Consider the following 19563-nt stretch of genomic DNA (forward strand, 5'->3'; position numbering starts at 1 on the left):
ACAGTCAGGTATATTGCAGGCCGAATAAACGTGTCGGTTAATAGTATCCCAGCAGCTTCCACCACAGCATGCCCACTGCAAAAATGATAATCACATTTGCCGTTACCACACAGAGGTTAATTTTGTAAAAACGCGGTCGTTCAAAATAGCCCTGGGCAAAATAAATAGGACCAGGTCCGCCACCATACTCGGTATTCCCCCACATCAGATTACTAAAGATGCCGAAGCAAATAGCGACCATCATCGGCGGTGCACCCGCAGCGATCGCCGTGGCCGCGAAAGGAGCATACAGCGCAGCTACGTGCCCGGTCGCCGTAGCAAAGAGATAATGGACGTAAATGTAAAGGATCCCCAGCACAATAAAGGACTCGATCGCACCAAAACCCTGAATGCCACTGCCTAACTTTATTGTCATCCATTTAATAAAGCCCAGATCGGCAAGTCCGGTCGCCAGGCTAATAATGACGCTAAACCAGATAACCGTATCCCAGGCCGCATGGTCATTAAGCAGACTTTTCCAGCTAACGGCACCCGAAGCGAACAGATAAGCAGCCAGCCCCAACCCGACAGATGTAGCAGACAATCCAGTAATCAGGCTGGTGCCCCAGCCGACCAGCGCCAGCACAAAACCAAACGCGACCTTTTTCTCGTTGCAGCTCATCGAACCGAGCTCACCGAGCGCCTGTTTACCCATCGCTTTTGCCTCTGGCGTACGCTTAAGCTCAGGATCCAATAATTTATAGACCAGTAGCGGCATCAGACAGAAACAAACCATCGCAGGGACCACTGCAGAAATAAACCATCCGCCCCAGGTTATCTCTATACCCAATGACGATTTCGCCAGGCTCGCTACCAGTGGATTCGCCGCCATCCCGGTGAGAAATATCGCCCCGGTAATCGGCGTAAACTGGAAACACACCATGATTAAGAAATCGCCAATGCGCTTACCCGTTACCCCCGGCGCGGAGCCCAACACATCATTGATAGAACGAGTGATGGGAAAAATTATGCCCCCGGACCGCGCAGTTACTGACGGCATTGCCGGAGCCATAATCAGGTCGGAAACTCCCAGTGAGTAAGCGATACCCAGGCTGCTGCCGCCAAAGAGCGATAACATTTTATACGCGATACGTTTCCCCAGTCCTGACGTCACAAACCCCAGAGACAAGACGTAGGCACAGAAAATGAGCCATACCGTACCGGACGCAAACCCTGACAGCGCCTTTGCCTCTGGCAATGTTTTGGTGAAAATAACCACGCAAAGTGCAATCAACATCACCGCCCCCGAAGGGAGCGGCTGGGTAAGAATGGCGGCAATGGTCGCGGCAAATATCGCGAACATATGCCAGGCCTGAGGCGTCAGACCGTCAGGAACAGGATAAAACCAAACGATCGCGCCTATCGCCAGCGGTATCAGGAACGACAGAATGGATTTTCCCGTGACAGAATTCGTTGACATAAAAATATCCTTATTCCGTTAGCCCGAGAGCATTCATTTCCGCGACATGTATCTTGCTAATACCTGATCCACCATCGCTGGCGCCATTCCAAGGTAATTTGCCGGATCGGTCAGTTTTTCAATCAACTGTGGGTCCAGTCGTTCAGAGACGGACGGCATCGCATTCAGCACATCAGCCAATCGTCCACCTTGTTCGTTGACGATACGACAGGCGTCATACACCACGTCATGTGCATCCTGACGACCAATATACGGAGCCAACCCCATCATGACCGCTTCAGCCACAATCAATCCGTTAGTCATGCCGAGGTTACGTTTCATCGCATCTTCATCAACCACCAGCCCCGCCAGCATAAAGTTGGCCTGATGCAATGCCCCCGCACTGAGCACGAAACTTTCTGGGATAGCAATCCATTCGGCATGCCACGGCCCGGTTGCACGCTCCAGATCTTGCACCATCGCATCAAGCATCAACCCTGCCTGTTGGCGAACACCTTTGGCACAGGCCAGCATCAGCTCGCTGGAAATAGGGTTGCGTTTCTGCGGCATGGTACTGCTGGCGCCACGCCCTTTAACAAACGGCTCATACAGTTCGCCAAACTCATTTGCTGCCAGCAGCATTACGTCGTAGGCAATCTTGCCCAGCGACCCGGTAATCACCGCTAACAGGTTCGCCGCTTCGGCAAAACCATCACGCGCGACGTGCCAGGTGGATGTTGGGACATTTAGCCCAAGCTCTTCCATCATCGCTTTTTGTACCGCCAGCCCTTTATCCCCCAGCGATGCCAGCGTACCGGCCGCTCCCGCAAATTCGCCGACCAATACACGAGGACGCGCCTGGGAAAGACGTTCCGCGTGGCGTTCAAACATATCCAGCCAGATGGCCGCTTTGTAACCGAATGTCACGGGCAAAGCCTGTTGTAAATGGGTTCTCCCGGCCATCGGCGTATCACGGTAGCGGCGTGAAAGATCGGCCAGCGTGGCGCGGAGTTTGTCCATATCGGACTCAATGAGCGCAAAAGCATCACGAATTTGCAGAACCACTGCGGTGTCCATAATGTCCTGAGTGGTGGCCCCCCAGTGCACATAACCGCCGGACTCGCCTGCCTGTTTAGAAATCTGGTGCACCAGCGGTAGGATCGGATAACCCACAATTTCGGTTTCATGGCGCAATAAATCAAAATCGAGCGTGTCAGCATTACATTTTTCTGCAATTTCCTGCGCCGCAGCCTCGGGTATCACACCACAGCGTGCCTGGGCTTTGGCTAATGCCACTTCCACTTCCACGTATTTGCGCACCAGCTCGCGATCGTCAAACACAGCGCGCATCGCCGGTGTGCCGAAAGAGTCCCTGAACAGAACAGAATCAAGTACATTCGAAGCCATAAATCCCCCTGGAAAATCTGATAATGATAAGATGCGTGTTTACGGCAGTTTGTTGGATATTCAAATGCCGCCACAATGTCCAGACATAAACAAATGTCCGTACATTTAAATGTACGGACATTTATAGTATTCATAAGAAATGTAGGGAATAGTCCGTACAAATTTTCGTGATAAAGATCACTAATATTTTGATGAAACTGCGATGAAAGAATCTCTGTACAAGCGAATAGCACGTGAACTGGCGCAGCAAATTGCGGTGGGAACCTTTGCCCCCGGTTCGCTGTTTCCTACGGAAATGGAACTGTGTGAAACATGGCAGGTCAGCCGCCACACCATGCGTGAGGCGTTAAGGGAATTAACAGAACAAGGTCTGATATCACGGCGTAAAGGCGCGGGAACTCGCGTTTGCGAACCTAAGGCTAACGGCGTCAATCACCCGCTATCGCATCTTGAGGATCTGTTGCTGCTGGCCAAAAACAATCTGCGCGTCATCAAGAAAATCGATGAGATTGTGGCGGACATAGAGTTGTCCCAGATGATTGGCTGCCCGCCAGGTTCCCGTTGGCTGCACATTGCCAGCACTCGCGAAGATGCGCAAAACCCCGACGCGCCAATCTGCTGGACGGACAGCTATGCCAGCACGGATTACGCCAAACTGCGTACGTACATCCGTGACGACCCACACTCGTTAATCAGCGATTTGATCGAAACCCATTACGGTATTAAAAGCCATGAGGTGCATCAGACCATTACGGCTGTCGGCGTGCCCAAAAAGGTGGCAAAGATTCTCAATGTAGCTCCTGATTCACCAGCAATGAGAATCGTGCGTCGTTATCTGGACAGGGACGGGAAAGTATTTGAGACGACGATTTCGATTCACCCGGCAGGACGATATACCTGCTCAATCGTGCTGAAATCGCAAAGTTCGGGGGAGTGATTGACCTATCCGGCCTACACAGTGTGTAGACCGGATAGCATGTTTATACTGCCATACAGCAAGGTGAATTACTGCGCTGCAGACGGTTTGCGCGGACGGCGCGGTGGACGAGGTTTATCACTTGCCGGTTTGCCTTCGCCGCTACGCGGTTTCGCTTTTGGCGCTCCGCCATCCTGACGACGCGGCTGCTGTCCACGCCCTGCTCCGCCCTGCCCTCGACCACCGCCGCCGCCACGCTGCTGACGACCGTTCTGGATCGGCTCAGCTTTAATGGACGGGTCTGGCTCGTAGCCTGGCGTCGCAATACGCGGGATCTCTTTTTTCAGCAACTTCTCGATGTCACGCAACAGCTTGTGTTCATCGACGCACACCAGAGACAACGCTTCGCCAGTAGCGGCCGCACGACCGGTACGACCAATGCGGTGCACGTAGTCTTCCGGGACGTTTGGCAGCTCGTAGTTCACCACGTGCGGTAACTCTTCAATGTCGAGACCACGCGCGGCAATGTCGGTCGCTACCAGCACGCGAATATCACCGGATTTAAAATCAGCCAGCGCACGCGTACGCGCACCCTGAGATTTATTACCGTGGATAGCCGCACTGCGGATGCCGTCTTTATTCAGCTGCTCTGCCAGATGGTTCGCGCCATGTTTGGTACGGGTAAACACCAGCACCTGCTGCCAGTTGCCCTGACCAATCATCTGAGATAGCAGTTCGCGTTTACGTTTTTTATCAACGAAATGAACGTGCTGAGTAACCTGCTCTGACGCGGTATTACGACGCGCCACTTCAATTTCCAGCGGGTTGTGCAACAGTTTTTCGGCCAGCGATTTAATGTCATCAGAGAACGTTGCCGAGAACAGCAGGTTCTGACGTTTTGCCGGCAGTTTTGCCAGAACGCGACGAATATCGTGAATAAAGCCCATATCCAGCATGCGGTCAGCTTCATCCAGTACCAGGATCTCAACCTGATCCAGTTTCACCGCATTCTGGTGTTCCAGATCGAGCAAACGACCCGGAGTGGCGATCAGCACATCTACGCCGCCACGCAGCTTCATCATCTGCGGGTTAATGCTGACGCCGCCGAAGACCACCAGCGAGCGAATATTCAGATACTTACTGTAATCACGGACGTTTTCGCCAATCTGGGCCGCCAGTTCGCGGGTTGGCGTGAGGATCAGCGCACGAACCGGACGACGGCTTTTACCATGCGGCTGATTGGTGATCAGGTGCTGTAACAGCGGCAGGGTAAAACCTGCCGTTTTCCCCGTACCGGTCTGGGCGCTGGCCATCAGATCGCGGCCTTCCAGCACGGCAGGAATAGCCTGCTGCTGAATAGGGGTAGGTTCACGGTAACCCTGCTCGGCAACGGCACGTAAAATTTCAGGGTTTAAACCAAGGGAATCAAAAGACATAACAACTCCGAACCGCCCTGACCGTTACCGGTGTCGTTTTCAGGGAGATACATACAATAGAGATGACAAAAACCACAATGTCATGAAGGGGCGGAGTGTAGCAGTTTTTGTGATGTGCCGCATAAATTATCCCTTCACTGGAAAATAATGCTTCGGACTGGACAAGGCTGCACATCAGTCATAATCTTAATCAATCGATTGATTAAGATCAGAGTCGTGCCATGAATACACCCACCATGACAACCAAAGGTGAACAGGCGAAGAACCAGCTCATTGCCGCCGCATTGGCGCAATTCGGCGAGTATGGTCTGCACGCCACGACGCGCGATATCGCTGCACAGGCCGGGCAAAACATTGCGGCTATCACCTACTATTTTGGCTCAAAAGAGGATTTATATCTCGCCTGCGCCCAGTGGATTGCGGATTTTATCGGTGCACAGTTTCGCCCGCACGCTGAAGAGGCCGAGCGTTTATTCGCCCAACCAGAGCCGGACCGTGGCGCGATGCGCGAACTGATCCTGCGCGCCTGCAAAAATATGATCATGCTGTTAACTCAGGACGACACCGTTAACCTGAGCAAATTTATCTCGCGCGAACAGCTTTCCCCCACCGCGGCTTATCAACTGGTGCACGACCAGGTTATCAATCCGCTGCATACACATCTGACGCGCCTGATTGCCGCCTATACCGGTGGCGATGCCAACGATACCCAGATGATTCTGCATACCCACGCCATACTCGGCGAGGTGCTGGCTTTTCGTCTGGGGAAAGAAACCATTCTGTTGCGTACAGGCTGGTCACAATTTGATGAGGATAAAACCGCGCTGATTGACCAAACGATCACCTGTCACATCGATCTTATTCTGCAAGGTTTAACGCAAAGGAGTCTGGAGTCATGAAAAAACCTGTCGTTCTCGGGCTGGTTATCGCGGCCCTCGTTGCCGTGATTGCCGGTGGAACGTGGTGGTATCAGAGTCGGCAAGATAACGGCCTGACGCTATACGGCAATGTCGATATCCGTAGCGTCAACCTGAGTTTTCGTGTCGGCGGCAGGCTGGCCTCGCTGGCGGTTGACGAAGGCGATGCGATTACCGCCGGCCAGGTGCTGGGTGAACTGGACCGTGCACCGTATGAAAACGCATTGATGCAGGCAAAAGCCAATGTAGCTGCCGCACAGGCGCAATACGATCTGATGCTGGCAGGGTATCGCGAAGAAGAGATCGCGCAAACCGCGGCGGCAGTCAAACAGGCGCAGGCCGCCTATGATTACGCGCAGAACTTTTACAATCGGCAGGTCGGATTGTGGAAAAGCCGCACCATTTCAGCCAACGATCTGGAAAACGCCCGTTCATCTCGCGATCAGGCGTTAGCTTCGCTGAAATCCGCGCAGGATAAACTCACGCAATATCGCAGCGGTAATCGTGTGCAGGACATCGAGCAGGCAAAAGCCACGCTCGAACAAGCTCAGGCCGAGCTGGCACAGGCAGAGCTTAATTTGCATGACACCACGCTGACCTCGCCGTCTGACGGCACGCTTCTCACCCGTGCAGTTGAACCCGGCAGCATGCTGAACGAAGGGGGCACGGTACTGACGCTGTCGCTCACGCGTCCGGTTTGGGTTCGTGCTTACGTTGACGAACGAAATCTGAGCCAGGCGCAGCCAGGACGTGAGATCCTGCTCTATACCGATGGCCGCCCGGACAAACCGTATCACGGCAAAATCGGCTTCGTTTCTCCTACCGCCGAATTTACCCCGAAAACGGTCGAGACTCCTGACCTGCGTACCGACCTGGTTTATCGCCTGCGAATTGTCGTCACCGACGCGGACGATTCGCTGCGCCAGGGAATGCCGGTAACGATAAAGTTTGGCGATGAGGCACGGCATGAATGACGCCGTCATTACGCTTAAAGGGCTGACGAAAAACTTTGCCGGAATGGAAAAACCGGCCGTCGCCCCGCTCGACTGTACCGTCCATGCGGGCTACGTGACCGGGCTTGTCGGGCCGGACGGCGCGGGCAAAACTACGTTGATGCGAATGCTGGCGGGATTATTAAAACCTGATGCCGGAAGTGCTGCGGTGATTGGTTTTGACCCCATCAAAGACGACAGCGCACTACATGCGGTGCTGGGCTATATGCCGCAGAAATTTGGTCTGTACGAAGATTTAACCGTCATGGAGAACCTCAATCTCTATGCCGACTTACGCAGCGTCACCGGTGAAGCGCGAGAAAAAACCTTTGCCCGACTCCTGGAATTCACCTCGCTGGGACCATTTACCGGACGACTGGCTGGCAAGCTTTCTGGCGGCATGAAGCAGAAGCTCGGGCTTGCCTGTACGCTGGTTGGCGAACCCAAAGTGTTGCTGCTGGATGAGCCAGGCGTGGGTGTCGACCCTATTTCCCGTCGCGAACTGTGGCAAATGGTCCACGAGTTGGCCGGGGACGGCATGCTGATCCTCTGGAGTACGTCGTATCTGGATGAAGCAGAGCAATGCCGTGATGTGCTGCTGATGAACGAAGGTGAACTGTTATACCAGGGCGATCCTACTCAGCTTACGCAAACCATGGCAGGTCGCAGCTTCCTGATGAGCAGTCCACAGGAAAACAACCGCCGACTGCTGCAACGCGCGTTAAAGCTGCCGCTGGTCAGCGACGGAATGATTCAGGGGAAATCCGTCCGTTTAATCCTGAAAAAAGAGGCTACTGCTCAGCAGATCCAAAACGCTGACGGCATGCCGGAGCTAACCATCAACGAAACAGCCCCCCGCTTCGAAGACGCCTTTATCGATTTACTCGGCGGAGCCGGAACATCGGAGTCCCCGCTGGGCGCTATCCTGCATACCGTGGAAGGCACGCCTGGCGAAACGGTGATCGAAGCCAAAGCGCTGACCAAGAAATTTGGCGATTTTGCCGCTACCGACCACGTAGACTTTGCCGTGCAACGCGGCGAGATTTTTGGTCTGTTAGGCCCCAACGGCGCGGGCAAATCCACCACCTTTAAAATGATGTGCGGCCTGCTGGTCCCCACTTCCGGCAAAGCGCTGGTGCTGGATATGGACCTGAAAGTCAGCTCCGGCAAAGCGCGTCAGCATCTGGGCTATATGGCGCAGAAATTCTCCCTGTACGGTAACCTGACGGTTGAACAGAATCTGCGCTTTTTCTCCGGCGTCTACGGCCTGCGCGGTCGGGCGCAGAAGGAGAAAATCGATCGTATGAGCGAGGCATTTGGCCTGAAAAGTATCGCTTCCCACGCCACCGACGAACTGCCGCTGGGCTTTAAGCAGCGTCTGGCGCTGGCCTGCTCGCTGATGCATGAACCCGACATTCTGTTCCTTGATGAACCCACTTCCGGGGTCGATCCCCTCACCCGTCGTGAGTTCTGGTTGCATATCAATAGCATGGTGGAAAAAGGCGTCACGGTGATGGTGACCACCCACTTTATGGATGAGGCAGAATACTGCGATCGTATCGGGCTGGTGTATCGCGGCAAACTGATAGCCAGCGGTACGCCAGACGACCTGAAGGCTCAGGCTGCCGACAGCGACACGCCGGACCCGACCATGGAACAGGCGTTCATCACGCTAATCAATGACTGGGATAAGGAGCATACGCATGAGTAACTCCGCTCTCTCCTGGCGTCGCGTCCGCGCGCTGTGCGTGAAAGAGACGCGCCAGATCGTCCGCGATCCCAGCAGTTGGCTGATTGCTGTGGTGATCCCGCTGCTGCTGCTGTTTATCTTCGGCTATGGGATCAACCTCGACTCCAGCAAGCTGCGGGTAGGGATTTTGCTCGAACAGCAGAGTGAAGAGGCGCTGGATTTTACCCATACCATGACCGGTTCGCCGTATATTGACGCCACCATCAGCGATAATCGGCAGGAACTGATTGAGAAAATGCAGGCCGGGCGCATTCGCGGTCTGGTGGTGATCCCAGTGGATTTTGCCCAGCAGATGGCGCGACCTAACGATGTCGCCCCGATCCAGGTGATCACCGACGGCAGCGAACCGAATACCGCCAACTTTGTGCAGGGTTATGTCGAAGGCATCTGGCAAATCTGGCAGCAACAGCGGGCAGAAGATCGTGGGGAATCGTTCAAACCTTTGATCGACGTGCAAACCCGCTACTGGTTTAACCCGGCGGCCATCAGCCAGCACTTTATTATTCCCGGGGCGGTCACCATCATCATGACGGTCATTGGCGCCATCCTCACCTCATTAGTGGTGGCGCGCGAATGGGAGCGCGGCACCATGGAAGCGCTGCTGTCTACCGAAGTCACCCGCGTCGAGCTGCTGCTGTGCAAATTGATCCCGTATTACTTTCTGGGCATGCTGGCGATGCTGCTGTGTATGCTGGTGTCGGTGTTTATTCTTGGCGTGCCCTACCGTGGCTCGTTGCTGATCCTGTTTTTCATTACCAGCCTGTTTCTGCTCAGTACGCTCGGCATGGGGTTGCTTATTTCCACCATCACCCGCAACCAGTTTAACGCCGCGCAGGTCGCACTGAACGCCGCCTTCCTGCCCTCGATTATGCTGTCGGGATTTATCTTCCAGATAGACAGCATGCCCGCGATTATCCGGGCGGTAACCTACATTATTCCGGCGCGTTATTTCGTCAGCACCCTGCAAAGCCTGTTTCTGGCGGGAAATATTCCGGTGGTGCTGATTATCAACGTGCTGTTTTTAATCGCTTCGGCGGTGATGTTTATTGGCCTGACGTGGCTCAAAACCAAACGTCGGCTGGATTAAATTCGTGTATGGATAATTGTAGCCGTAGGCCGGATAAGGCGTTCACGTCGCCATCCGGCATTATGCCTGATGCGCTTAGCTTATCAGGCCTACAAACTGGACTGAGAGGACAGGCATGTTTCATCGCTTATGGACATTAATTCGCAAAGAGCTGCAATCGCTGTTACGCGAACCGCAGACGCGAGCCATTCTGATTTTACCGGTGCTGATTCAGGTTATCCTGTTCCCGTTCGCGGCAACGCTGGAAGTCACCAACGCCACTATCGCTATCTATAACGAAGACAACGGTAAACATTCGGTAGAGCTAACCCAGCGCTTCGCCCGCGCCAGCGCCTTTACGCATGTTCTGCTGTTGAAAAGCCCGCAGGAGATCCAGCCCACCATCGACACGCAAAAAGCCCTGCTACTGGTGCGTTTCCCGGCCAACTTTTCGCGTAATCTGGATACCTTCCAGCAGGCTCCCATGCAGATTATCCTCGACGGACGTAACTCCAACAGCGCGCAAATTGCCGCGAATTACCTGCAGCAAATCGTTAAGGAGTATCAGCAGGAGCTGATGGACGGCAAGCCGAAACCGAACAACAGCGAGCTGGTAGTGCGTAACTGGTATAACCCGAATCTGGATTACAAATGGTTTGTGGTTCCGTCGCTGATCGCCATGATCACCACCATCGGCGTAATGATCGTTACTTCACTCTCGGTTGCCCGCGAGCGCGAGCAAGGCACGCTGGATCAACTGCTGGTTTCCCCGCTTACCACCTGGCAGATTTTTATCGGTAAAGCTGTACCCGCGCTAATTGTGGCTACTTTTCAGGCCACCATTGTGCTGGCGATCGGTATCTGGGCTTATCACATTCCGTTTGCCGGTTCATTGGGGCTGTTCTATTTCACAATGGTGATTTACGGGCTGTCGCTGGTTGGCTTTGGTCTGCTGATTTCGTCACTGTGCGCCACCCAGCAGCAGGCGTTTATCGGGGTATTTGTGTTTATGATGCCGGCGATTTTACTCTCGGGCTATGTCTCACCGGTCGAAAACATGCCGGTCTGGTTGCAGAATCTGACGTGGATAAACCCGATCCGCCATTTTACGGACATCACGAAACAGATTTACCTGAAAGATGCGAGTCTGCAGATTGTCTGGGGAAGCTTGTGGCCGCTATTAGTGATAGCGGCCACGACCGGATCAGCGGCGTATGCGATGTTTAGACGCAAGGTGATGTAGCTTTTTGTCCTTCGCCAGCAGCGAGACCACGGCGGGTCCGGCAAGGATGACCAGCCCCGCCAGTGCCAGCAAGACGTTGTTTTGCAGCACGCGTGACAGCAGCCACAGCACGATCATGGCGGCACCGAAATACCACGTCGTGGTCAACTCTTCCAGCACATCAGCCACGTCGCGCCAGCGCTGTTCGTGGTGACGTTGCAATGCAAGCATCAATAAAACCGTAACGCCGTACACGACGCACAATCCCAGGCCGACATGCACCAGTCTGCCGCTCATCCAGCCCATTACCAGCAACGCCACTACCAGTAAATGCAACACTATCTGCCAGCAACTTAGACCCGTTGCGACACGAACACGTTGTTGCCACCTCATGGCTATTCTCCTGAAGGATTTTCGACTAATTGTTCAGAGTACCGGACTTTACGGAAAATTCCGCAACACCGCATCTTTTTGTGACGACGACTACACTATTTTAATCAGGAAAGTGACGCCAACGGGAGAATCATGGCCAGACAAACAGAACGGTTTTCATTCAATGTGCTCACCATTAATACTCATAAAGGGTTTACCGCCTTCAATCGGCGTTTTATTTTGCCGGAGCTGCGAGAAGCCGTCAGAACGGTCGGTGCGGACATTGTGTGCCTACAAGAGGTAATGGGCGCACACGAGGTGCATCCACTGCATGTGGAAAACTGGCCGGACACCACGCACTACGAATTTCTGGCGGACACGATGTGGAGCGACTTCGCCTACGGGCGTAACGCCGTGTACCCGCAAGGACATCACGGTAATGCGGTGTTGTCGCGGTATCCCATTGAGCATTATGAGAATCGTGATGTGTCAGTCGGCGCGAGTGAAAAGCGCGGAGTCCTTTACTGCCGCATCGTACCGCCAATGCTCTCCCTCCCCATTCATGTGATGTGTGTGCATCTCGGCCTACGTGAAGCTCACCGCCAGGCCCAGCTCGCTATGCTGGCAGACTGGGTCAACGCCCTGCCCGACGCGGAACCCGTGGTCATCGCAGGAGATTTTAACGACTGGCGGCAAACGGCCAATCGCCCGTTGAAAGCCAAAGCTGGCCTTGACGAGATTTTTACCCGCGCCCACGGTCGCCCGGCGCGAACGTTTCCGGTGCAGTTTCCTCTGCTGCGCCTGGACAGGATCTATGTGAAAAACGCGAATGCCAGTACCCCGACGACGCTTGCGCTGCGTCACTGGCGACATTTGTCCGATCATGCCCCTCTGAGTGCGGAGATTCATTTATGAAATATGGCTGGCGTGAAGGCAATCAAATTCAACTGCTGGAAAACGGCGATCAATTCTACCCCGCCGTATTTGACGCCATTGAGCAGGCACAGCAAAAAATTATCCTTGAGACTTTTATCTGGTTTGAAGATGCGGTAGGAAAACAGCTGCATGCCGCGTTGCTCGAAGCCGCCCGACGAGGAATCAAAGCAGAGGTGTTGCTGGATGGCTACGGCTCGCCGGATCTGAGCGACAGTTTTGTTGAAGAGCTGACCGTAGCCGGTGTTGTTTTCCGCTACTACGATCCGCGTCCGCGTCTTTTTGGAATGCGCACCAATCTCTTTCGCCGTATGCATCGAAAAATAGTGGTCATTGATGACCGTGTTGCCTTTGTCGGCGGCATCAATTACTCCGCTGAACATATGTCGGATTACGGCCCGGAGGCTAAGCAAGATTACGCCGTGCGCGTTGAAGGTCCAGTCGTTGCTGACATTCTGAACTTTGTACTGGAAAACCTGCCCGGGCAAAGCGCCGTACGGCGCTGGTGGCGACGTCATCACCGGGCAATCGACAATCATCGCCCCGGCGAAGCGCAGGCGCTGTTTGTCTGGCGCGATAACGAAGAGCATCGCGATGATATTGAACGCCACTATCTTAAAATGCTGACCCAGGCCCGACGGGAAGTGATCATTGCCAATGCCTATTTCTTTCCCGGTTATCGCCTGCTGCATGCCCTGCGTAAAGCAGCACGACGCGGCGTTCGGGTAAAACTCATTGTGCAGGGTGAACCGGATATGCCGATTGTGAAAGTGGGTGCCCGCCTACTGTACAACTATCTGGTTAAAGGTGGCGTCCATGTCTACGAATACCGCCGTAAACCTCTGCATGGCAAAGTGGCGCTGATGGACGATCACTGGGCGACGGTGGGCTCCAGCAATCTTGATCCGCTGAGCCTGTCGCTGAATCTGGAAGCGAATCTGATTATTCATGACCGCACGTTTAACCAGACCCTGCGCGACAACCTGAACCCTATTATTGCGCAGGACTGCAAGCGGGTTGATGAATCCATGCTGCCAAAACGCACCTGGTGGAACCTGACTAAGAGCGTGCTGGCCTTCCACTTTTTACGCCACTTCCCGGCGCTGGTCGGCTGGCTTCCGGCGCATACCCCGCACCTGGCCGAGGTAGAGCCGCCCGCGCAGCCCGCTCTGGAAACTCAGGACCGTATACAAACTGAGGATGCAGGAGGGAAAACCTGATGGCAAAAAATCACCGACGCTGGCGGTTAGCGAAAAAGATCCTCACATGGTTATTTTTTATTGCGGTGATCGTGTTGCTGGTCGTTTATGCCAGCAAAGTCAACTGGCAGGAAGTGTGGACGGTAATTCGCGATTACAACCGGATCGCCCTGCTCAGCGCCGTGGGGTTGGTGATCGTCAGTTATTTACTTTACGGCTGTTATGACCTGCTCGGGCGCTACTACTGTGGGCACAAGCTGGCAAAACGCCAGGTCATGCTGGTGTCGTTTATCTGTTACGCGTTCAACCTGACGTTAAGCACCTGGGTGGGCGGTATTGGGATGCGATATCGGCTATACTCGCGTCTCGGGTTGCCGGGGGGCACAATAACGCGGATTTTTTCGCTGAGCATTACCACTAACTGGCTGGGCTATATTCTGCTGGGCGGTTTTATATTTACCTTCGGCGTCGTCGAACTGCCCGCTCACTGGTATATCGATGAAGGCACATTGCGCATTTTAGGCATAGCGCTGCTGCTGATTATTGTTGTTTATCTGTGGTTTTGCACCTTCGCTAAACATCGTCACATCACCATCAAGGGCCAAAAGCTGGTGCTCCCCTCCTGGAAATTTGCCCTCGCGCAGATGGCGATATCCGGGACTAACTGGATGGTTATGGGGGCGATTATCTGGTTGTTGCTGGGTCAGAATATTAACTATTTCTTCGTGCTTGGCGTGCTGCTGGTAAGCAGTATTGCCGGGGTTATTGTGCATATTCCGGCGGGGATCGGCGTGCTGGAGGCGGTGTTTATGGCGCTGCTGGCGGGAGAGAATACGTCTCAGGGCACGATCATTGCTGCCCTGCTCGCGTATCGCGTGCTGTACTATTTTATTCCGCTACTGCTGGCGCTGATGTGTTATTTGCTGTTGGAGAGTCGGGCGAAAAAGCTACGGGCAAAGAACGAGAAGGCGATGGCGAAATGAGGATGTATATAGTGCCGGATGCGGCGTAACGCCTTATCCGGCCTACTTTTTATACCATCCGGCAACAGACAATTAACGACGATTGCCGAAAATACGCAGCAGCATCAGGAACAGGTTGATGAAGTCCAGATACAGCGTTAGGGCCCCAAGAATCGCGTATTTACGCAGATTGGAGCTGTCGCGCAAGTCGATCTGCTCACCGATATTTTTCAGCTTCTGCGTGTCATAGGCGGTCAGACCGACAAACACTATCACCCCGATATAGGTCACCGCCCACATCAGCGCTTCGCTCTTCAGCCAGAAGTTAACCAGCGAAGCCAGCACAATACCGATCAGCGCCATAAACAGCATATTGCCGAAGCCGCTCAGATCGCGCTTGGTGGTGTAGCCATACAAACTCATGATCCCGAACATCCCACCAGTGACCACGAAGGTGCTGGCGATAGACGAGTAGGTATAGACAATAAAGATGCTTGATAGCGTCAACCCGGTTAATGCCGAATAGAGCATAAACAGCGTGGTCGCCATACCCGCGCTCAGCCTTTGCACCATGCCGGACAGGACAAACACCAGTGCCAGTTGAGCGATAATCAGGCCAAAGAAGGTGATTTTGCTGGAGAAGACAAACATCATCACCGCGGGCGTATTTGCCGCATACCAGGCGATAAACGCCGTCAGCAACAGTCCGCAGGTCATCCAGCCGTACACCTGCGCCATATACGTTTGCAGGCCGGAACGGGCCTGGACAATAGAATCGGATCGTGGGAATCGGTCCATGACAATCTCCTGAATCAGTATGAGCCTACAACAATTGTACTCTACCAGCGTTTTGCTGCTAGCTTATCGCTGTCGCGGGCATCAACCCAGCGCTTACCTTCCGGCGTAGCCTCGCGTTTCCAGAACGGCGCGCGGGTTTTCAGGTAATCCATAATGAACTGCCCGGCATCAAACGCGCTGCTGCGATGCGCGCTGGTTACGCCAACAAAAACGATTTCGTCACCCGGCCACAGTTCGCCAATGCGATGAATCACCGTCACCCGACCCAGCGGCCAGCGCGAACGCGCTTCGTCGACAATCTCCGCCAGCGCTTTTTCGGTCATTCCCGGATAGTGTTCCAGCGTTAACGCCTTAACGCTGTCACCGAGATTGTGATTGCGCACTTTACCGGTGAAAGTGACTACCGCGCCGTCTTCATCGCGCTCTGCCAGCCAGGGATACTCATCCCCGACGCTGAACGGCGCATGGCCAACAACAATTCGCGTTTCAGCCATTTTAGCCTCCGGTTACCGGCGGGAAGAAAGCGACTTCATCACCCGCGTTAAGAGGATGGTCAAAACTGACCAGCGTCTGATTCACCGCCGCCAGCAGCTTGCCGTCTTCCAGCGCCAGCGCCCAGCGATCGCTTTGCGCCGCCAGATGCTTGCGCAGCGCTTCTACCGTTGCAAACTCGGCGGCAACTTCTAACGCATCGGTGTTCACCAGTTCCCGTACCTGAGCAAAGAAAAGAACCTTAATCATGTGCATCCACCTTAAAATCACCCGATTTGCCGCCGCTTTTTGCCAGCAAACGCACCGGACCAATCACCATATCCTTTTGCACCGCTTTGCACATATCGTAGATGGTCAACGCCGCCACGGAGGCTGCCGTTAACGCTTCCATTTCAACGCCGGTTTTACCGGTCAGGCGACACAGCGTTTCAATGCGCACGCGGTTGTGCTCCGGTTCGGCGTGAAGATTGACTTCGACCTTGCTCAGCATCAGTGGGTGACACAGCGGGATAAGATCCCAGGTCCGTTTGGCAGCCTGAATACCGGCAATACGCGCCGTGGCGAAAACGTCACCCTTATGGTGACTGCCGTCGATGATCATCGCCAGCGTTTCGCTACGCATGGTTACGAATGCTTCCGCACGCGCCTCGCGTACGGTTTCCGCTTTGGCGGAGACATCCACCATATGCGCTTCGCCAGCGGCGTTAATATGAGTCAGTTGCGACATACTTATTTCTTCAAATGTGGGTGGAAATTACACGGACGCGTACGGGCATCGAGCTGCGGCGCAATGATATTTTCCCAGGCAGTACGACACGCTTTGGTCGAACCCGGCATGGCAAAAATTAGCGTTTTATTCGCCACCCCGGCAATCGCGCGGGATTGCAGCGTCGCGGTGCCAATCTCTTCAAACGACAGCATACGGAATACTTCGCCAAACCCTTCGACTTCTCTGTCGAACAGCGGTTGCAGCGCTTCCGGCGCCTGGTCCCCTTCGGTTAAACCAGTGCCACCGGTAATGAGCACCACCTGTACATCGTCACTGGCAATCCAGGCAGAAACCTGGGCGCGGATGGCGTAGCGGTTCTCTTTGACAATCGCCTTATCGACAATCTGATGACCCGCTTCTTGCGCCGAGTCACGCAGATAATGGCCGGAGGTATCATCTTCTTCGCCGCGACGGTTGGAAACAGTAAGAATAGCAATGCGTGTCGGGATAAATTCAGCGCTTACCTGACTCATGAAAAACTCCTTTTAGCGATCAGCCGCCAATATAAGATAAGTTTTGCGTAATACCGGTATTGTTCTGATGCAGGAAATGGGTCTGCTTTTTCTCCAGCAGCGCGGCTGAAATACGTTCTTCCAGCGCCGGTTGCTGAGCATCGTCTTCCAGCAAATCACGCAGGCTTACGCCGCCTTCACCAAATAAACACAGATGAAGCTTGCCGACAGAGGAAACGCGCAGACGATTACAGGTGGCGCAGAAGTCTTTCTCATAAGGCATGATCAGACCAATTTCGCCAACATAATCAGGATGACAGAAAACCTGAGCCGGGCCGTCGCTACGCTGTCGGATCTGGTGGATCCAGCCGCGACGCAGCAGCTCATCGCGCAGTACCTGTCCGGAAATATGGTGTTTACGGAAGAGAGAGCTGCCCTCGCCCGTTTCCATCAGTTCAATAAAACGCAGTTGGATTGGTCGAGGTTGGATCCACGCCAGGAAGGTGTCCAGTTGATGATGGTTTACGTCGCGCATCAGCACGGTGTTGACTTTCACTTTTTCAAAACCGGCATCAAAGGCAGCATCAATGCCTGCCATCACCTGCTGAAACTTGTCCTGTCCGGTAATGGCGTGAAACTGACGGGCGTCGAGGCTGTCGACGCTGACGTTGAGCGCGGTCAGTCCGGCATCGCGCCAGGCGGCAGCATCGCGCGCCAGACGATAACCATTGGTGGTTACCGCAATCTGGCGGATGGCGTCGTTTTCGCGCACGGCGGCGATAATGTCAGTGAAGTCGCGACGCAGTGAAGGTTCGCCCCCCGTCAGACGCACTTTTTCCGTTCCCAGACTGGCGAACGCACGCGTGACACGGCGAATTTCATCAACGGTTAAAAAGCCGTTATTGGTGACACCGCCGGGCTTATAGCCATCCGGCAGGCAGTAGGTGCAACGAAAGTTACACACATCGGTAATCGACAAACGTAAGTAGTAAAACTTACGTGCGAAAGCATCGGTAAGTTGAGAGCCCATGTACACCTTTCCAAATACGGGAGACGTAGTCATTTCTTCCTGCGCCCTGGTGACAAACTTTTTCAAGTCTTGTCACGGCCAAAGCACCGTATCATTTGACCCAGGTGCAGAGGCTAGAGTGTTTATACTCATCATACTTCGAGTTGCAGATGCGTTGGCTTCCGACAACTCAAATTATTAAGAGTACTTTGTGGTTATGCCGATACTAGCGTGTAAATGGCGCTTTTGCCATGTACACTTTCGCTGTATAAATATGTATATAGCGACATGATCGTGCAATTTCGCTACAGAATAAGCAAAAATCACAGTTTTGCATTGATATACATCATCTTGCCATCAGGTGAGTGTCGTCAGAAAGGAGTAGATCGCAGAAAAAAATTACGGCAGATGCCGACTGGATAATTGCTGAAAACACGCTATTTACGTTACTGTAGCGCCGATCAATTGATATCAGGAAAATATATGCGCACTCGCACGCTGGCAGATCTGGACCGCGTTGTCGCTCTCGGCGGAGGGCATGGATTAGGACGCGTTCTCTCCTCTCTTTCCCCATTAGGTTCCCGCCTGACGGGTATCGTCACCACCACCGATAACGGCGGGTCGACAGGTCGTATTCGTCGCTCTGAAGGAGGGATTGCCTGGGGAGACATGCGTAACTGTCTGAACCAGTTAATTACCCAACCCAGCGTTGCATCCGCTATGTTTGAGTATCGTTTTGGCGGTAATGGCGAACTTTCCGGGCATAACCTCGGAAATCTAATGTTAAAGGCGCTCGATCATCTCAGCGTGCGGCCTCTGGAAGCTATCAATTTAATTCGTAGCCTGCTGAAAGTTGACGCACATTTAATTCCGATGTCGGAGCTGCCGGTGGATCTGATGGCCATTGATGACCAGGGACACGAAGTTTATGGCGAAGTGAATATCGATCAGCTCACCGTCCCACCTCAGGAACTGATGCTTTCGCCAAAAGTCCCGACTACACGGGAGGCCGTTGAGGCTATCGCTGAAGCGGATTTAATTTTGATAGGCCCCGGCAGTTTTTACACCAGCCTGATGCCGATTCTGTTACTCGATGAAATGTCACAGGCATTACGTCGCACACCGGCTCCGATGGTCTATATAGGCAATCTTGGGCGCGAATTAAGCCTGCCAGCAGCGAGCCTGACGCTTAGCGATAAGCTGGCCATTATTGAACAGTACGTCGGGAAGAAAGTGATTGATGCGGTGGTTGTGGGGCCGAAAGTGGATGCTTCCGCCGTTACCGACCGCGTTGTGATCCAGGAAGTGCTGGAAGCCAGCGATATTCCCTACCGCCATGACCGCCAGCTATTGCATAGTGCGCTGGAGAAAGCAGTGCAGGCGCTGGGCTGAACGGATTTGCCTGATGCGCTTCGCTTATCAGGCCTACAAAA

General features: G+C 53.8%; 20 protein-coding genes and 1 riboswitch. Of the genes, 10 read left to right on the plus strand and 10 right to left on the minus strand.

Annotation, left to right across the window (positions count from 1 at the left end; all coding sequences use genetic code 11):
* Positions 1–37: 37 nt before the first annotated feature.
* Together JQN59_RS15550 and pcaB are read right to left on the minus strand one after the other, a co-directional pair.
* Positions 38–1459: a DASS family sodium-coupled anion symporter gene (locus JQN59_RS15550; RefSeq protein WP_149607124.1), complete on the minus strand. Its 1422-nt coding sequence runs from the start codon at positions 1457–1459 to the stop codon at positions 38–40.
* A 33-nt stretch (positions 1460–1492) separates the two neighbouring features.
* The gene (gene pcaB / locus JQN59_RS15555) at positions 1493–2845 is read right to left on the minus strand and encodes a 3-carboxy-cis,cis-muconate cycloisomerase (protein ID WP_149607123.1); all 1353 of its coding nucleotides are present in this window, start codon (positions 2843–2845) and stop codon (positions 1493–1495) included.
* A gap of 202 nt (positions 2846–3047) precedes the next feature.
* Between pcaB and JQN59_RS15560 the strand changes: the two genes are divergently transcribed.
* Positions 3048–3782, plus strand: a complete 735-nt coding sequence (locus JQN59_RS15560) for a GntR family transcriptional regulator (protein ID WP_003831553.1) — start codon at positions 3048–3050, stop codon at positions 3780–3782.
* Positions 3783–3850: 68 nt separating this feature from the next.
* Here JQN59_RS15560 and rhlE read toward each other — a convergent pair whose 3' ends face one another.
* Positions 3851–5197, minus strand: coding sequence for an ATP-dependent RNA helicase RhlE (gene rhlE / locus JQN59_RS15565; RefSeq protein WP_149607122.1), 1347 nt, complete (start codon positions 5195–5197; stop codon positions 3851–3853).
* A 221-nt stretch (positions 5198–5418) separates the two neighbouring features.
* Between rhlE and cecR the strand changes: the two genes are divergently transcribed.
* The 5 genes from cecR (at position 5419) to JQN59_RS15590 (ending at position 11165) form a co-directional block, all read left to right on the plus strand.
* Positions 5419–6096 carry a transcriptional regulator CecR gene (gene cecR / locus JQN59_RS15570; RefSeq protein WP_003831550.1) on the plus strand — a complete coding sequence of 226 codons (678 nt, stop codon included), beginning with the start codon at positions 5419–5421 and terminating at the stop codon, positions 6094–6096.
* Positions 6093–7088 (plus strand): secretion protein HlyD, encoded by a 996-nt coding sequence (gene hlyD / locus JQN59_RS15575; RefSeq protein ID WP_003831548.1) that lies wholly within the window; start codon positions 6093–6095, stop codon positions 7086–7088. Before cecR ends, hlyD begins: the two co-directional genes overlap by 4 nt.
* The gene (locus JQN59_RS15580; RefSeq protein ID WP_149607121.1) at positions 7081–8817 is read left to right on the plus strand and encodes an ATP-binding cassette domain-containing protein; all 1737 of its coding nucleotides are present in this window, start codon (positions 7081–7083) and stop codon (positions 8815–8817) included. Before hlyD ends, JQN59_RS15580 begins: the two co-directional genes overlap by 8 nt.
* Positions 8810–9943, plus strand: a complete 1134-nt coding sequence (locus JQN59_RS15585) for an ABC transporter permease (protein WP_003831545.1) — start codon at positions 8810–8812, stop codon at positions 9941–9943. The genes JQN59_RS15580 and JQN59_RS15585 overlap by 8 nt, the downstream gene beginning before the upstream one ends.
* 115 nt (positions 9944–10058) lie before the next feature.
* Positions 10059–11165, plus strand: a complete 1107-nt coding sequence (locus tag JQN59_RS15590) for an ABC transporter permease (RefSeq protein WP_008784194.1) — start codon at positions 10059–10061, stop codon at positions 11163–11165.
* Here the strand turns inward: JQN59_RS15590 and JQN59_RS15595 are convergent.
* Positions 11127–11537, minus strand: a complete 411-nt coding sequence (locus JQN59_RS15595) for a YbhQ family protein (RefSeq protein WP_003831542.1) — start codon at positions 11535–11537, stop codon at positions 11127–11129. The genes JQN59_RS15590 and JQN59_RS15595 overlap by 39 nt on opposite strands.
* Before the next feature lie 132 nt (positions 11538–11669).
* On the opposite strand from JQN59_RS15595, the gene JQN59_RS15600 reads away from it, so the two are divergent.
* The 3 genes from JQN59_RS15600 to JQN59_RS15610 are packed head-to-tail and all read left to right on the plus strand — an operon-like array spanning position 11670 to position 14631.
* Positions 11670–12431 (plus strand): endonuclease/exonuclease/phosphatase family protein, encoded by a 762-nt coding sequence (locus tag JQN59_RS15600; protein ID WP_048226026.1) that lies wholly within the window; start codon positions 11670–11672, stop codon positions 12429–12431.
* Positions 12428–13669, plus strand: coding sequence for a cardiolipin synthase ClsB (gene clsB, locus JQN59_RS15605; protein ID WP_032942766.1), 1242 nt, complete (start codon positions 12428–12430; stop codon positions 13667–13669). The genes JQN59_RS15600 and clsB overlap by 4 nt, the downstream gene beginning before the upstream one ends.
* Positions 13669–14631, plus strand: a complete 963-nt coding sequence (locus JQN59_RS15610) for a lysylphosphatidylglycerol synthase domain-containing protein (RefSeq protein WP_079934641.1) — start codon at positions 13669–13671, stop codon at positions 14629–14631. Before clsB ends, JQN59_RS15610 begins: the two co-directional genes overlap by 1 nt.
* Positions 14632–14703: 72 nt before the next feature.
* Here JQN59_RS15610 and JQN59_RS15615 read toward each other — a convergent pair whose 3' ends face one another.
* The 6 genes from JQN59_RS15615 to moaA form a co-directional block, all read right to left on the minus strand.
* A complete protein-coding gene (locus tag JQN59_RS15615; RefSeq protein ID WP_003831536.1) occupies positions 14704–15408 on the minus strand; it encodes a Bax inhibitor-1/YccA family protein in 705 nt (234 codons plus the stop codon).
* Positions 15409–15449: 41 nt separating this feature from the next.
* Positions 15450–15902 (minus strand): molybdopterin synthase catalytic subunit MoaE, encoded by a 453-nt coding sequence (gene moaE / locus JQN59_RS15620; RefSeq protein WP_149607120.1) that lies wholly within the window; start codon positions 15900–15902, stop codon positions 15450–15452.
* A gap of 1 nt (position 15903) precedes the next feature.
* Positions 15904–16149: a molybdopterin synthase sulfur carrier subunit gene (gene moaD, locus JQN59_RS15625; RefSeq protein ID WP_003831530.1), complete on the minus strand. Its 246-nt coding sequence runs from the start codon at positions 16147–16149 to the stop codon at positions 15904–15906.
* On the minus strand, positions 16142–16627 hold the full coding sequence (gene moaC, locus JQN59_RS15630) for a cyclic pyranopterin monophosphate synthase MoaC (RefSeq protein WP_003035188.1): 486 nt from the start codon (positions 16625–16627) through the stop codon (positions 16142–16144). The genes moaD and moaC overlap by 8 nt, the downstream gene beginning before the upstream one ends.
* A 2-nt stretch (positions 16628–16629) precedes the next feature.
* Positions 16630–17142: a molybdenum cofactor biosynthesis protein B gene (gene moaB, locus JQN59_RS15635; RefSeq protein WP_003035187.1), complete on the minus strand. Its 513-nt coding sequence runs from the start codon at positions 17140–17142 to the stop codon at positions 16630–16632.
* A 19-nt stretch (positions 17143–17161) separates the two neighbouring features.
* A complete protein-coding gene (gene moaA / locus JQN59_RS15640) occupies positions 17162–18151 on the minus strand; it encodes a GTP 3',8-cyclase MoaA (RefSeq protein WP_032934386.1) in 990 nt (329 codons plus the stop codon).
* Positions 18139–18284: riboswitch (molybdenum cofactor riboswitch) on the minus strand. It overlaps the preceding gene by 13 nt.
* Before the next feature lie 329 nt (positions 18285–18613).
* On the opposite strand from moaA, the gene yvcK reads away from it, so the two are divergent.
* On the plus strand, positions 18614–19522 hold the full coding sequence (gene yvcK / locus JQN59_RS15645; protein WP_003831525.1) for a uridine diphosphate-N-acetylglucosamine-binding protein YvcK: 909 nt from the start codon (positions 18614–18616) through the stop codon (positions 19520–19522).
* The last annotated feature ends 41 nt before the right edge of the window (positions 19523–19563 follow it).

The sequence above is a fragment of the Citrobacter sp. B72 genome, assembly GCF_016894305.1.
GTDB lineage: Bacteria > Pseudomonadota > Gammaproteobacteria > Enterobacterales > Enterobacteriaceae > Citrobacter > Citrobacter portucalensis.